The following is a 13,548-nucleotide window of genomic DNA, read 5'->3' as shown; positions in this document are numbered from 1 at the left end:
GATGCTGCACCGCGCTCACACCCGACCGCAATCCCACGCCCGGCGTGGTTCAACGAGGAGAGAGGTTTGTCCAGTTCACTTGCCCGCCATCTCGCCGGCCTGCTGCTGGCCGTCTGTGCCCTGCCCTTCGGGGCGCAGGCCGCGGCCCCGCAACCCACCCACGAATTCACCCTGGATAACGGCCTCAAGGTCATCGTCCGCGAAGACCACCGCGCCCCCGTGGTGGTCTCGCAGATCTGGTACAAGGTCGGCTCCAGCTACGAGACCGCCGGCCAGACGGGCCTGTCCCATGCCCTGGAACACATGATGTTCAAGGGCAGCCGCAAGCTCGGCCCCGGCGAAGCCTCGCGGGTACTGCGCGACCTGGGCGCCGAGGAAAACGCCTTCACCAGCGACGACTACACCGCCTACTACCAGGTGCTGGCCGCCGATCGCCTGGGCGTGGCCTTCGAGCTGGAAGCCGACCGCCTGGCCAGCCTGCGCCTGCCGCCGGAAGAGTTCGCCCGCGAAATCGAGGTGATCAAGGAGGAACGCCGCCTGCGCACCGACGACAAGCCCTCGGGGCTGGCCTACGAGCGCTTCAAGGCCATGGCCTACCCGGCCAGCGGCTACAGCATCCCGACCATCGGCTGGATGGCCGACCTGGATCGCATGAACGTGCAGGAGCTGCGCCACTGGTACGAAACCTGGTACGTGCCCAACAACGCCACCCTGGTGGTGGTCGGCGACGTTACCGCGGACGCCGTGAAAGCCTTGGCCCAGCGCTATTTCGGCGCGATCCCCAAGCGCGACGTGCCGGCGGCGAAGATTCCCCTGGAGCTGCCCGCGCCGGGTGAGCGGCAGATCACCCTGCACCTGAAGACCCAGTTGCCGAGCCTGATGATGGGCTTCAACGTGCCGGGCCTGGCCACCGCCAAGAACCCGCGAGACGTACACGCCCTGCGCCTGATCGCCGCCCTGCTCGATGGCGGCTACAGCGCACGCCTGGCCACCCGCCTGGAGCGCGGCGAGGAATTGGTCTCCGGCGCCGGCGCCTGGTACAACGGCTACACCCGCGGCGACAGCCTGTTCACGATCTCCGCCACGCCCAACGTGCAGACCGGCAAGACCCTGGAGCAGACCGAGGCGGGCATCTGGCGCGAACTGCAGGATCTGCAGAACAGCGCGCCCTCGGCCGAAGAGCTGGCCCGCGTACGCGCCCAGCTGATCGCCGAGCTGGTCTATGACCGCGACTCGATCAGCAGCCAGGCCACCGCCATCGGCCAGCTGGAAACCGTCGGCCTGTCCTGGAAACTGATCGACCAGGAACTGGCCGAGCTGGAGGCCGTGACCCCGGCCGACATCCAGAACGCCGCCAAGACCTATTTCACCCGCGATCGCCTCAGCGTCGCCCACGTTCTGCCCGAGGAGAAGCGCGATGAGTAAGCGCAACGGTCCGCGCTATGCCCTGCTGGGCTTGTTTCTGATCGCCCTGCTGGCGGCCCTGGCCTTTACCGTCAAGCGTGCACCGGATGCCGTCGAGCCTGGGGCCCAGGCCGCACAAGCCGACGACAGCCAGCTGCAGTCGCTGGCCGAGCTGGATGGCAAGGAGCCGGCCCGCCGCAAACTGGACATCCAGAGCTGGCAGACCGCCGAGGGTGCCAAGGTGCTGTTCGTCGAAGCCCGCGAGCTGCCGATGTTCGACCTGCGCCTGACCTTCGCCGGCGGCAGCAGCCAGGACGGCGAGGTGCCCGGCCTGGCGATGCTGACCAACGCCATGCTCAACGAAGGCGTACCCGGCAAGGACGTCGGCGCCATTGCCGCCGGCTTCGAGAGCCTCGGTGCCGAGTTCGGCAACGGTGCCTACCGCGACATGGCGGTCACCAGCCTGCGCAGCCTCAGCGCCGCCGAGCAGCGCGAACCGGCCCTGAAGCTGTTCGAGCAGGTGATCGGTCAGCCGACCTTCCCCGCCGATTCGCTGGCGCGCATCAAGAACCAGATCCTCGCCGGCTTCGAATTCCAGAAGCAGAACCCGGGCAAGCTGGCCAGCCTCGAGCTGTTCGAGCGCCTGTACGGCCAGCACCCCTACGGTCACCCCAGCGAAGGCACCGCGCAGTCGGTTCCCGGCATCAGCCGCGAACAGCTCAAGGCCTTCCATGCCAAGGCCTACGCCGCTGGCAACGCGGTGATCGCGGTGGTTGGCGACCTGTCCCGCGAGGAAGCCGAAGCCATGGCCGCCGAGGTCTCTGCCGCGCTGCCCAAGGGTCCGGCGCTGGCGAAGACCGTCGAGCCCGAGGCGCCCAAGCCTGGTTTGAGCCATATCGAGTTTCCGTCCAACCAGACCCACCTGCTGATCGCCCAGCTCGGCATCACCCGCAAGGATCCGGACTACGCAGCGCTGTACCTGGGCAACCAGGTGTTCGGTGGCGGCGGTTTCGGCACCCGGTTGATGACCGAAGTCCGCGAAAAGCGCGGCCTGACCTATGGCGTGTATTCCGGGTTTACCGCCATGCAGGCCCGCGGCCCGTTCATGATCAACCTGCAGACCCGCGCCGAACTCAGCGAAGGCACCCTGCAACTGGTCAAGGACCTGCTGCGCGACTTCATCGCCAACGGCCCGACCCAGCAAGAGCTGGACGCCGCCAAACGCGAAATGGCCGGCAGCTTCCCACTGTCCACGGCCAGTAACGCAGCCATCGTCGGCCAGCTCGGCGCCATCGGTTTCTACGACCTGCCGCTGACCTATCTGGAAGACTTCATGGCCCAGGTACAGGCGCTCAGCGTCGACCAGGTCAAGGCGGCCATGGCCAAGCACCTCGATCCCGAGGCCCTGGTGATCGTCAGTGCCGGGCCAACGGTCGAGCAGAAGGAACTGCCGCCGCCCACCGACAAGCCGGCTGAACAGCCCGCTGCCGTACCGGAGCACTGATGGCCAGACGACCGACCTCCGGCAAAGCGCCCGTCGCCCACGGCGGCGATGGCCAGCTGCGGATCATTGCCGGCCAATGGCGCAGCCGCCAGTTCAGCTTCCCCATGGCTCACGGCCTGCGGCCCACGCCCAACCGTGTGAGGGAAACCCTGTTCAACTGGCTGGCGCCTTACGTCGAAGCCGCCAAGGTGCTCGACCCCTTCGCCGGCAGCGGCGCGCTGTTTCTCGAAGCGCTGTCGCGCGGCGCCGGCAGCGCCCTGGCCCTGGACCTCAACCCGACTGCGGTAACCAGCCTGCGCGGCCACCTGGCCACCCTGCGTTGCGAAAACGGCCAGGTGCTGCAAAGCGATGCACTCGCCTACCTGCAGAGCCAGCCGGCCACGCCGTTCGACCTGGTGTTCCTCGACCCACCGTTCAGCCAGAACCTGCTGCTGCCCGCCTGCACGCTGCTCGAAGAGCGCGGCTGGCTGGCCGCCGACGCCTGGGTCTACACCGAGAGCGAGCAGGTGCCATCGAGCCTCGGCATGCCCGGCAACTGGCGCCTGCACCGTGAGCAGAAGGCCGGGCAGGTGCATTACGCACTGTGGGAGCGACGCGATGCCTGAGCCCACCCTGGCCTTGCGCAACGCGCTGGTTGAGCAAGGCCTGGAGCTGCGTGCACAAGAGGCCTCCGACTGGCAGGGCGAAATTCCCCTGCCTGCCGATATCGCCAGGTTCTACCGCGAGATCGGCCCCGATGATTGCAACCTGGCCACCGCCGGCAACTCGTTCTTCATTCCGGCTCTGGCTCGCCTGTGGCGCATGCAGGCCGGCTACCGCTGGCATGGCATCAGCGGGGAGCGCCTGACCGGCTGGCACGACGACTGGCTGGTGGTTGCCGACCAGGGTGGCGACCCGTTCATCTTCGAGACAAGTAGCGGCAAGGTGCTGCACGACCGCCATGGTGGCGGCAGCTGGCAACCCGCACCGATATTCGACAGCCTGGAACAGATGATCGCCTGCCTCGCCACATTCGACGCCACCTGGAACAGTGCCGGTGAAGACATCTTTCTCGACGACTACAGCGTCAACCCACGGCACCGCGAACGGCTGATCGATGCGCTGGCCCCCTTGCTGAGCAGCCGATCTGCCGCGCAATCGCTGGCCGACGAGTTCGGCTGGTAATCAGTGTGACGGCCCAGGAGATGAACGGCCGAGCCCTCTTCACGGCTGCCTGGTGGCTGCCCGGCCCGCATCTGCAAACCCTCTGGGGCTCGCTGTGCCGCCGCCCACCAGTACTCGAGCGGCAGCGCGAGCGCCTGTGGCTGGAAGACGGCGACTTTCTCGACCTCGACTGGCATGGCCCGCACCAGGCCCACGCGCCCCTGGTGCTGGTGCTGCACGGCCTGACCGGTTCCTCCAGCTCCCACTACGTGCTCGGCCTGCAACGCCAGCTGGCTGCCCAGGGCTGGGCCAGCGTGGCGCTGAACTGGCGCGGCTGCTCGGGGGAACCCAACCTGCTGCCCCGCGGCTACCACTCCGGCGCCAGCGAAGACCTCGCCGAGACCATCCGCCACCTGCAAGCCAAGCATCCCCTGGCGCCGCTGTATGCGGTGGGCTATTCACTGGGCGGCAATGTGCTGCTCAAGTACCTCGGCGAGAGCGGCGCCGACAGCGGCCTGCAAGGCGCCGCCGCGGTGTCGGTGCCGTTTCGCCTCGATCAGTGTGCCGATCGCATCGGCGTGGGTTTTTCGCGGGTCTACCAGGCGCACTTCATGCGCGCCATGGTTGCCTATGTGAAGGACAAGCAACGCCTGTTCGCCCACCAGGGTCAGGCCGATCGCCTGTCGATGCTGGAAAAGCTCGGCCCGCTGGAGGGCATGCGCACCTTCTGGGACTTCGACGGGCGCATCACCGCGCCGCTGCACGGCTTCGAAAACGCCGACGACTACTATCGCCGCTCGTCGAGCCGCTACTACCTGGGCCGCATCCAGACGCCGACGTTGATGATCCAGTCCAGCGACGACCCCTTCGTCTATCCCCATAGCCTGCCCGAGGCCGATGAACTGCCGGCCTGCATCACCTTCGAATTGCATGCCAAGGGCGGCCATGTCGGCTTCGTCGACGGCTCGCCGCGCCGGCCCGGCTATTACCTGGAACGGCGTCTTCCTGAATGGCTGGCAGGGCTGGCGACCTGAGCCGGATCGATCAGGGTGAGCGTTGCGCCCTAGGTGCTGCCGAGTCGGCGCAAGCCTGTTTGACGCATCACGGTGCTTACCCGAGAACTCCAGCGGTAGCCCAAGCGTGCTCGCCCTTCTCCTGCTGACGTGGAGCGAGCCCCTCTACAACGAGGCTTTGCGCCCTCTGGTCATCGCCGCCTGGATCGCCCTGGCGTGCCGGTTGCCAGCATTCGCCCTGCACCTGCGCGCGGGTGCCAGTACGCCCTGGGTGCGTGCCATGCTTGGCCGCGAGGGAAACGCTGCGCTACCATCCGCGACTCTTGCCGCCTCGAACAGGACGAAGCGATGAATCGAGTGTTATACCCAGGCACCTTCGACCCCATTACCAAGGGGCATGGCGATCTGGTCGAGCGCGCCGCGCGCCTGTTCGACAGCGTGGTTATCGCGGTCGCCGCCAGCCCGAAGAAGAATCCGCTGTTCTCTCTCGAACAGCGCGTGGAGCTGGCCCGGGAAGTCACCCGGCATCTGCCCAACGTCGAAGTGATCGGCTTTTCCACGCTGCTCGCCTCGTTCGCCAAGGAGCAGGGCGCCAACGTGCTGCTGCGCGGCCTGCGCGCCGTCTCGGATTTCGAGTACGAATTCCAGCTGGCCAACATGAACCGCCAACTGGCCCCGGAGCTGGAAAGCCTGTTCCTCACCCCGTCGGAAAAGTACTCGTTCATTTCCTCGACCCTGGTGCGAGAAATCGCCAACCTGGGCGGCGATATCAGCAAGTTCGTGCACCCGGCCGTTGCCGATGCGCTGACCGAACGCTTCAAGGCGCGCTGACCCGGCAACGTTTGCATGCTTGAGCGCCATATGGCGCGCGGGCGTGCGCTGGCGGTGACAATCCGGCACAATCGCGGCTATCTGTTCGATTGTGTCGCGGCCGGTGGCCCGGCAGGAGCTTGCCTTTCATGTCCCTGATCATTACCGACGATTGCATCAACTGCGACGTCTGCGAACCAGAGTGCCCGAACGCGGCAATTTCCCAGGGTGAGGAGATCTACGTGATCGACCCCAACCTGTGCACCGAATGCGTCGGCCACTACGACGAGCCGCAGTGCCAACAGGTCTGCCCCGTGGACTGCATCCCCCTCGACGAGAACAACGTCGAGAGCAAGGAGCAGCTGCTGGCCAAGTACAAAGCCCTGACCGGCAAGGCCTGATAATGCGCCGCCACCCTCGCGGCCTGCATTCCCTGCGCGCACTCTCTGGCGCGCTGCTTCTGCTGCTCAGCCTCGGCCTGCAGGCCGTCGAACGCCCGGGCAGCAGCGCCATCGCCAGTGCCCACCCCGCCGCCACGGTAGCCGGCAAGGAAACCCTGGCGCTGGGCGGCAATGCCTTCGACGCTGCCGTGGCCATCAGCGCCGCGCTCGCCGTGGTCGAGCCCTACGGCTCCGGCCTTGGCGGCGGCGGTTTCTTTCTGCTGCGCAGCGCCGACGGCCATTACGATTTTCTCGACGCCCGCGAACGTGCGCCTGGTGCGGCGCATGCCGATCTCTATCGCCGCGATGGCCAGGTGCAGCCAGCGCTGTCCCGCGATGGCGCACTCGCTGCCGCCATTCCAGGCCTGCCCGCTGCACTGGTCGAACTGGCCGAGCAGCACGGCAGGCTGGCCTTGCGCGACAGCCTGGCGCCGGCCATCCGCCTGGCACGCGAAGGCTTTCCGGTCGACCGCGTATACCGTGACCGAGCGACGATGCGCCTGGCCGCGATGCGCGACGACGCGGAAACCGCGCGGCTGTTCCTCGATAGCGGCGAGGTTCCCGCAGAAGGCACCCTGCTGCGCCAGCCGGAGCTGGCCGACACCCTGCTGACGCTGGCCAAGCATGGCCGCGATGGCTTCTATGCCGGCCCCTTGGCCGAGCGCCTGGTCGCCGGCGTGCGCGCCGCTGGCGGTATCTGGACGCTGCAGGATCTGGCCGACTACCGCACCGTACAGCGCCAACCGATTCGCGTGCCACTGGCCGAAGGCCGCGAGCTGATCAGCGCGCCGCCGCCTTCGGCCGGCGGTGTGGCCCTGGCCCAGAGCCTGTTGATGCTGCAACAACTGACCTGGCGCGAGGCCGACCCGCTGCAGCGCACCCACCTGGTGGTGGAAACCCTGCGCCGGGCCTACCGCGACCGCGGCCAGCTGGGCGACCCGGATTTCGTCGAAAACCCTGCTGCTCGCCTGCTCAACCCCGAATACCTGCAACGCCTGAGCCGCAGTATCGATCCGCACGACGCCACACCGAGCAGCGAACTGCCGCCGGCCGGTACCTGGAAGGAAGGCGACCACACGACCCACTTCACCGTACTGGACGCCGACGGCAACGCGGTGAGTGCGACGCTGTCGATCAACCTGCCATTTGGCGCCGCCTTCACGGTGCCGGGCACCGGTGTGGTGCTCAACGATGAGATGGACGATTTCGCCGCCGACCTGAGCGGCGCCAACGCCTATGGACTCGCCGGCAGCCAGGCCAACGCGATTGCCGCCGGCAAGCGCCCGCTGTCGAGCATGAGCCCGACCTTCATCGACAGCCCAGGGGAATTCACCAGCTTCGGCACGCCGGGTGGCAGCCGCATCCCGAGCATGGTGCTGTTGTCGATCCTGCAGTACCTGGACGGTCAGCCCATCGCCAGCTGGCCGGCGGTGCCGCGCTACCATCACCAATACCTGCCGGACGTCATCGAGCACGAGCCGCAGGCCTTCAGCGCCGCCCAGATCGCCGAGCTGCAGGCGCGTGGCTACACGCTCAAGAACGTGGGCCGCGAGTACGGCAACCAGCAGGTGCTGCGCTGGAACAAGGCCAGCGGCCAGGTCGAAGCGGCCAGCGACCCACGGGGCATCGGCAACAGCGCGGTACAAACCAGCCGCTGAAAAACCCCAGGCAATAAAAAACCCCTCAGCGAGGGGCTTTTCATTGGTCGACCTGTGCGCTTACTGGCGCTGGTTGTAGCCGTCACCGGTGCAACCCAGGCAGCGCACGAACGCCGCCTTGCCCGGCTCGACCACCAGCGCACGGCCGGTGGCGCCGATGCCGCCACCCAACGCCGAGAACGGCAGGGCGACGACGAACGCCGCTGCGCCAATGGCGGTGGCGCCGATCAGCAGCGGACGGGCGATCAGCAGGTCACCGATCATGGCGAAGCCATCCGGAGCCTGAACGGTGTAGAGCGGGTCACCGCTGGCGTTCTGCTGCACTTCTTGCGCATTGGCGGTCAGCGCCAGCGAGGCAGCAGTCAGCGCCAGAACAGCAGCGCAAGAGCGAAACAGTTTCATGGGGCGATCCTTCAAAGGTATACGGTGGATACCGCTAACTATAACAGTGCGCTGGCGATTGTCGCGTGATGGCCGTCAATCGCTGAACAAGTGGTCACGTTATCGGATGAAACGCCTTATCGCTGACATTTCGGGCAATAAACGCTGGCTCGCTGCCCCAGCTTCACCTCGCGCAAGGTGCTGCCGCAGACCTTGCAGAACTGGCCGCCACGGCCATAAGCGAACAGCTCCTGCTGAAAATAGCCGGGCTGGCCGTCACCGCCGATGAAATCGCGCAGCGTGGTACCGCCACGCTCGATGGCATGGGCCAATACCCGCTTGATCTCGCCGGCCAGGCGCACGTAGCGAGCCCGCGATACCGTGCCGGCAGCGCGGCGCGGGTCGATACCGGCGGCGAACAGCGCCTCGGTCGCGTAGATGTTGCCCACCCCGACCACCACGGCGTTATCCATGATGAACGGTTTGACCGCCACCGCCTTGCCCCGCGACAGCTGATACAGGCGCTCGCCATCGAACAGCTCGGTCAGCGGCTCGGGCCCCAAGCGCACCAGCAACTCGTGCTCCAGCGGCAGCTCGCTCCACAGCATGGCACCGAAGCGCCGCGGGTCGGTGTAACGCAGCGCCAGGCCGGACTCCAGCTCGATGTCGACATGCTCGTGCTTGGCCGCCGGCAGCCCGGCCTCGACCAGACGCAGATTGCCGGACATGCCCAGGTGGCTGATCAACGTACCGACCTCGGCCTTGATCAGCAGGTACTTGGCGCGTCGCTCCACGGCCTCGATGCGCTGCCCGGACAGGCGCACGTCCAGGTCCTCGGGGATCGGCCAGCGCAAACGCCGCTCACGGACGATCACCCGGCTGACGCGCTGGCCAATGAGGTGGGGCGCGATACCACGGCGGGTGGTTTCGACTTCTGGCAATTCGGGCATGGTGGCTACTTCGGCAGGCTGGCAAGGCAGCCACCCTAGGGGCTGCCTCGCCGTGGCGTCAACAGGGCGAGTCAGGCGGCGCCGAGGTCGCGGATGCTCTCGCGCAGGCTCTCGAAGTCATACCCCGAGAGGCCGACATAATCGAGGATCAGCGGCTCGATGCTCTGCCACTCGTGATCTTCACTCTGGTTGCCGAGTACCTGATAACAGCGGCAGATGTGCTCGGCCATCTTGAGGATCGCCAACAGGTTTTTCAGCTGTGCATCACGGTCGTTGTCTTCGGCAAAGATGGCCAGGGCGTTGTGATGATTGGCGATGGCATCACACAGATGAAGAGGCAGGTTCCACGATTTGGCAGTGTAGTAACCGACCACCGCATGGTTGGTGTTGAGCAGGCGGTTCTCGGTGTCGACGATGCGCTGCTCACCGCTGGCTTTGGCGTAGGACTCTTCGAGCACCGTCATGTAATCGGGAAAGCGCTTGAGCATCAACGGGATGCCGCAATTGTGAAACAGGCCCAGGGTGTAGGCCTCATCCACGGACTCGTAACCGATGCGCTTGGCCAGGGTCAGGCTGGTCATGGCCACGTCCTGGGCGGTGTCCCAGAAGCGGTTGAGGGTGACGATGGTCTCGTCGCTCATCTCGCCGCGGATCGACAGGGCGTTGACCATATTGATCACCGAACGGCTGCCCAGCAGGTTGACCGCCCGCTGGATCGAGCCGATGCGGTTGGCCAGGCCGAAGTACGGCGAGTTGACGATTTTCAGCAACGCCCCGGACAACCCCGGATCCTGGCTGATCAGCCGCGCGATAGCCTTCAGGTCCGGATTGGGCATGTACTGCTCGAACTGCAGATCCACCATGATCTGCGGTTGCGGCGGCACGCTGATGCCTTGCAGAAACGCCTGGATCTGCTCAGCGGAGAGTTCTTTTTCCATGGGGGCGACGAGGCAAAAGGTGATGGAGTATGCAGTCTACCCTGTGCGTGATGACAATGCGCCCGACGGTTACAGAACAAATCTGCAGGTCGTCGCCTGGCCTGAACTTCGCGGCTTACCACGCCCCGAATATTGCTCACTCAGCATATTCAGAGAGGTGTTTTCGATGAGCAAGTCCCTGACAGGCAAGCGTATCGCTCTGCTGGTTACCGACGGTTTCGAACAGGTGGAGCTGACCGGCCCGAAAAAGGCGCTCGAAGAGCTCGGCGCCAGCGCTGAGATCCTTTCCAGCCAATCCGGCAAGGTCACCGGCTGGAACCATACCACCCCGGCCGACACCTTCACGGTCGACAAGACCTTCGATACCGCCAGGATCGACGATTACGACGCCATCGTGCTGCCCGGCGGGGTGGTCAATGCCGACACCATTCGCCTCGACGAGATGGCCGTGGAGCTGGTCAAGGATGCTGCCAAGGCCAACAAGCCGATCGCGGTGATCTGCCATGGCGCCTGGATTCTCGCCACCGCCGACCTGCTCAAGGGCAAGACCCTGACCAGCTACCCCTCGCTGACCGACGACCTGAAGAACGCCGGCGCCAACTGGGTGGACAAGGAAGTGGTGGTCGACGGCAAGCTGATCAGCAGCCGCACCCCGGATGATCTGCCGGCCTTCAACGAGAAGCTGATCGCCGCGCTCGCGGCCTAAAGCCAGGCCGTGGACACTGCCGTAAACCACGGCCGCGCGTCCACGGCTTGCAACTGCGGCAAGCAGCTGCCGGGCTCCTCGTTTAGAATGCGCGTTTTTTGCGACGGAGCCCACCATGTCCCTGCCCAGCCTGCGCCTGAAAGCCAACGCCGACCGACGCCTGCGCGCCGGCCACCTGTGGGTCTACAGCAACGAGATCGATGTCGCCGTCACGCCGCTCAACGCCTTCGAGGCCGGTGACCAGGCGATTCTCGAAGCCGCCGGCGGCAAGCCGCTGGGCATCGTCGCCCTGAGCCCCAACAACCTGATCTGCGCGCGCCTGCTGTCACGCGACGTCAAGCACGTGCTGGACAAATCCCTGCTGGTGCATCGCCTCAACGTGGCCCTGAGCCTGCGCGAGCGCCTGTTCGACCAGCCCTGCTACCGCCTGGTGTATGGCGACTCCGATCTGCTGCCGGGCCTGGTGGTCGACCGTTTCTTCGACATTCTCGTGGTGCAGCTGGCCTCGGCGACCATGGAGCGCCACAAGGACGATGTGCTGGCAGCGCTGATTCAGGTCATCAAGCCCAGCGGCATCCTCCTCAAGAACGATTCCGCGGCCCGCGATGCCGAAGGCCTCGAGCGCTACGTGGATACCGCCTTTGGTGTGGTGCCGCAGTGGGTTGCCCTGGAAGAGAACGGCGTGAAGTTCGAAGCGCCGGTGATCGAAGGCCAGAAAACCGGCTGGTTCTATGACCACCGCATGAACCGCGCGCGTCTGGCGCCCTATGTGCAGGGCAAGCGGGTGCTCGACCTGTTCAGCTACATCGGCGGCTGGGGCGTGCAGGCGGCGGCGTTCGGCGCCAGCGAAGTGTTCTGCGTGGACGCCTCGGCCTTCGCCCTCGACGGCGTGGAGCGCAACGCCACGCTCAACGGTTTTGCCGAGAAGGTCACCTGCGTGGAAGGCGACGTGTTCGCCGCGCTGCGTGAACTGAAAGCCGCCGAAGAGCGTTTCGACGTGGTGATTGCCGACCCACCCGCCTTCATCAAGCGCAAGAAGGACATCAAGAACGGCGAAGCGGCCTATCGCCGTCTCAACGAAACCGCCATGCGCCTGCTCAACAAGGACGGCATTCTGGTCAGCGCCAGCTGCTCCATGCACCTGGACGAAGACAATCTGCAGAACATCCTGCTGACCAGCGCCCGCCACCTGGATCGCAACATCCAGCTGCTCGAACGCGGCGCCCAGGGCCCGGATCATCCGGTGCACCCGGCCATCGCCGAAACCCGTTACATCAAGAGCCTGACCTGCCGCCTGCTGCCCAACAGCTGACGACAAGCCCTGCCCGCCCCGCAGAGGGCGGGCGCCGCAGGCCCCAGGTGCCCTATCGCTGGCGCTGCCAGGCAGGGCGTACGCGCTCGCGGCCCTCACGCCGCCACGGCTCAGTGGCATGAACGGGCAGCCCCTGCGCAACACGCCCCCCAGCCGATGATTCGCTTCGCCCTGCGACTTGATCACCATGGCGCTCGCCATGTGCGCGGGCACGCCGCTGCCAGCTGCCGCCCCGCCACACTCAGCATGCCCAACAAGCAGCCAATCGCCACAGATTTTGGCTCGCCGCCGTCTGGCCAGGGCATTGCGACAGATCGTCGCAGCCGCGGCACCGGGCATCGGGTTCCGCCACATCCTGCACAAACCAGCTAGCGTTAACCAAAAGCCGGGCCGATCGACTTCGACGCCCACCGGGCGTCGCCGCTGCGCCGTATCGTCCAGGCGAATATTCCCGAGACCGCCCTGTTCAAGGATTCACCGATGCCCCAGCTACTGATTGCCGACGACCATACGCTCATGCGCGAAGGGCTCAAGCGCCTGTTCGAGCTGTACGAGGACGTGCAGGTGGTCGCCGAAGCAGCCGATGGCACCCAGGCGCTGGAAAAATTGCGCAGCGTTTCGGTCGACCTGCTGCTGCTCGATATCAGCATGCCCGGCCTCAGCGGTGAAGCCCTGATCGCACGGATCGCCGATCAACACCCTGCGCTGCCCATCCTGATGCTCAGCATGCACAACGACCCTCACGTGGCCATGCGCCTGATGCGCGGCGGCGCCAAGGGTTACGTCACCAAATGTCAGTCCCCGGAAGTACTCGTCGAGGCGGTGCGAACGGTCGCCAGCGGCAAGCGCTACATCGACCCGTCGCTGATGGAGGCGATTGCCCTCAACAGCCTCAAACCCGCGAGCAGAAGCGGGCTCGACAGCCTGACCAATCGGGAATTCCAGATCATGCGCCTGCTTGCCGCCGGGTTGAGCGTCAACCAGATCGCCAATCAGTTGACCATCAGCAACAAGACCGTCAGTACCCACAAGATAAACTTGATGGAGAAGATGAATTTTTCCAGCAACGCGGACCTTGTCCGCTACGCCTCCAGCCTGCTGAGTTCTGACATCGCATAAGGAAATCCCTAGCTGTTTGCGGCCATTAAAACCCGGATAAATATCAGTCAAATCCGATGCACCAAAGATGATGCTTCATGCATCCTGACTACAATCCAAAGGAATGCACGGTTACCGCGCTGGAGCTTTGCTCGCTTGAAGCCCCGTTGCGCGAGAACCTGAGCCAGTAC

The 13,548-nt window shown here is 65.6% G+C and carries 14 protein-coding genes; 11 read left to right on the top strand and 3 right to left on the bottom strand.

Annotation, left to right across the window (positions count from 1 at the left end; translation table 11 throughout):
• The first annotated feature begins 66 nt into the window (after positions 1 to 66).
• From QYS36_RS14590 to ggt, 8 genes are all read left to right on the top strand, one after another.
• Positions 67 to 1,425 (top strand): pitrilysin family protein, encoded by a 1,359-nt coding sequence (locus QYS36_RS14590; protein WP_308840166.1) that lies wholly within the window; start codon positions 67 to 69, stop codon positions 1,423 to 1,425.
• Positions 1,418 to 2,908 (top strand): pitrilysin family protein, encoded by a 1,491-nt coding sequence (locus QYS36_RS14585; protein WP_308840165.1) that lies wholly within the window; start codon positions 1,418 to 1,420, stop codon positions 2,906 to 2,908. Before QYS36_RS14590 ends, QYS36_RS14585 begins: the two co-directional genes overlap by 8 nt.
• Positions 2,908 to 3,513: a 16S rRNA (guanine(966)-N(2))-methyltransferase RsmD gene (gene rsmD / locus QYS36_RS14580; RefSeq protein WP_308840164.1), complete on the top strand. Its 606-nt coding sequence runs from the start codon at positions 2,908 to 2,910 to the stop codon at positions 3,511 to 3,513. Before QYS36_RS14585 ends, rsmD begins: the two co-directional genes overlap by 1 nt.
• Positions 3,506 to 4,072, top strand: a complete 567-nt coding sequence (locus QYS36_RS14575; RefSeq protein WP_308840163.1) for a hypothetical protein — start codon at positions 3,506 to 3,508, stop codon at positions 4,070 to 4,072. Before rsmD ends, QYS36_RS14575 begins: the two co-directional genes overlap by 8 nt.
• Positions 4,073 to 4,092: 20 nt before the next feature.
• Positions 4,093 to 5,085: a hydrolase gene (locus QYS36_RS14570; RefSeq protein WP_308840162.1), complete on the top strand. Its 993-nt coding sequence runs from the start codon at positions 4,093 to 4,095 to the stop codon at positions 5,083 to 5,085.
• Between the two features lie 327 nt (positions 5,086 to 5,412).
• Positions 5,413 to 5,895 (top strand): pantetheine-phosphate adenylyltransferase, encoded by a 483-nt coding sequence (coaD, locus tag QYS36_RS14565; protein ID WP_308840161.1) that lies wholly within the window; start codon positions 5,413 to 5,415, stop codon positions 5,893 to 5,895.
• Positions 5,896 to 6,023: 128 nt separating this feature from the next.
• Complete coding sequence (locus QYS36_RS14560; RefSeq protein ID WP_308840160.1) at positions 6,024 to 6,275, top strand: YfhL family 4Fe-4S dicluster ferredoxin; 252 nt, start codon at positions 6,024 to 6,026, stop codon at positions 6,273 to 6,275.
• Between the two features lie 2 nt (positions 6,276 to 6,277).
• A complete protein-coding gene (ggt, locus tag QYS36_RS14555) occupies positions 6,278 to 7,972 on the top strand; it encodes a gamma-glutamyltransferase (protein ID WP_308840159.1) in 1,695 nt (564 codons plus the stop codon).
• Between the two features lie 60 nt (positions 7,973 to 8,032).
• Here the strand turns inward: ggt and QYS36_RS14550 are convergent, their stop codons facing one another.
• The 3 genes from QYS36_RS14550 to QYS36_RS14540 form a co-directional block, all read right to left on the bottom strand.
• A complete protein-coding gene (locus QYS36_RS14550) occupies positions 8,033 to 8,374 on the bottom strand; it encodes a multidrug transporter (RefSeq protein WP_070884729.1) in 342 nt (113 codons plus the stop codon).
• Positions 8,375 to 8,490: 116 nt separating this feature from the next.
• Complete coding sequence (gene mutM, locus QYS36_RS14545) at positions 8,491 to 9,303, bottom strand: bifunctional DNA-formamidopyrimidine glycosylase/DNA-(apurinic or apyrimidinic site) lyase (RefSeq protein WP_308840158.1); 813 nt, start codon at positions 9,301 to 9,303, stop codon at positions 8,491 to 8,493.
• Between the two features lie 71 nt (positions 9,304 to 9,374).
• On the bottom strand, positions 9,375 to 10,187 hold the full coding sequence (locus tag QYS36_RS14540) for an HDOD domain-containing protein (RefSeq protein WP_308840200.1): 813 nt from the start codon (positions 10,185 to 10,187) through the stop codon (positions 9,375 to 9,377).
• Positions 10,188 to 10,407: 220 nt separating this feature from the next.
• Here QYS36_RS14540 and QYS36_RS14535 point away from each other — a divergent pair, with 220 nt between their 5' ends.
• The 3 genes from QYS36_RS14535 to QYS36_RS14525 all read left to right on the top strand — a co-directional run bounded on the left by QYS36_RS14535 (position 10,408) and on the right by QYS36_RS14525 (position 13,378).
• Positions 10,408 to 10,947 (top strand): type 1 glutamine amidotransferase domain-containing protein, encoded by a 540-nt coding sequence (locus QYS36_RS14535; protein WP_308840157.1) that lies wholly within the window; start codon positions 10,408 to 10,410, stop codon positions 10,945 to 10,947.
• A 115-nt stretch (positions 10,948 to 11,062) separates the two neighbouring features.
• Complete coding sequence (locus tag QYS36_RS14530; protein ID WP_308840156.1) at positions 11,063 to 12,259, top strand: class I SAM-dependent rRNA methyltransferase; 1,197 nt, start codon at positions 11,063 to 11,065, stop codon at positions 12,257 to 12,259.
• Positions 12,260 to 12,739: 480 nt separating this feature from the next.
• Positions 12,740 to 13,378, top strand: a complete 639-nt coding sequence (locus QYS36_RS14525; protein ID WP_308840155.1) for a response regulator transcription factor — start codon at positions 12,740 to 12,742, stop codon at positions 13,376 to 13,378.
• Positions 13,379 to 13,548: the final 170 nt, after the last annotated feature.

It is taken from the genome of Pseudomonas sp. G34, assembly GCF_031119625.1.
Taxonomy (GTDB): domain Bacteria; phylum Pseudomonadota; class Gammaproteobacteria; order Pseudomonadales; family Pseudomonadaceae; genus Aquipseudomonas.
Note: the sequence above shows the minus strand (reverse complement) of the source record. Positions and strands in the feature narration are given on the sequence as shown.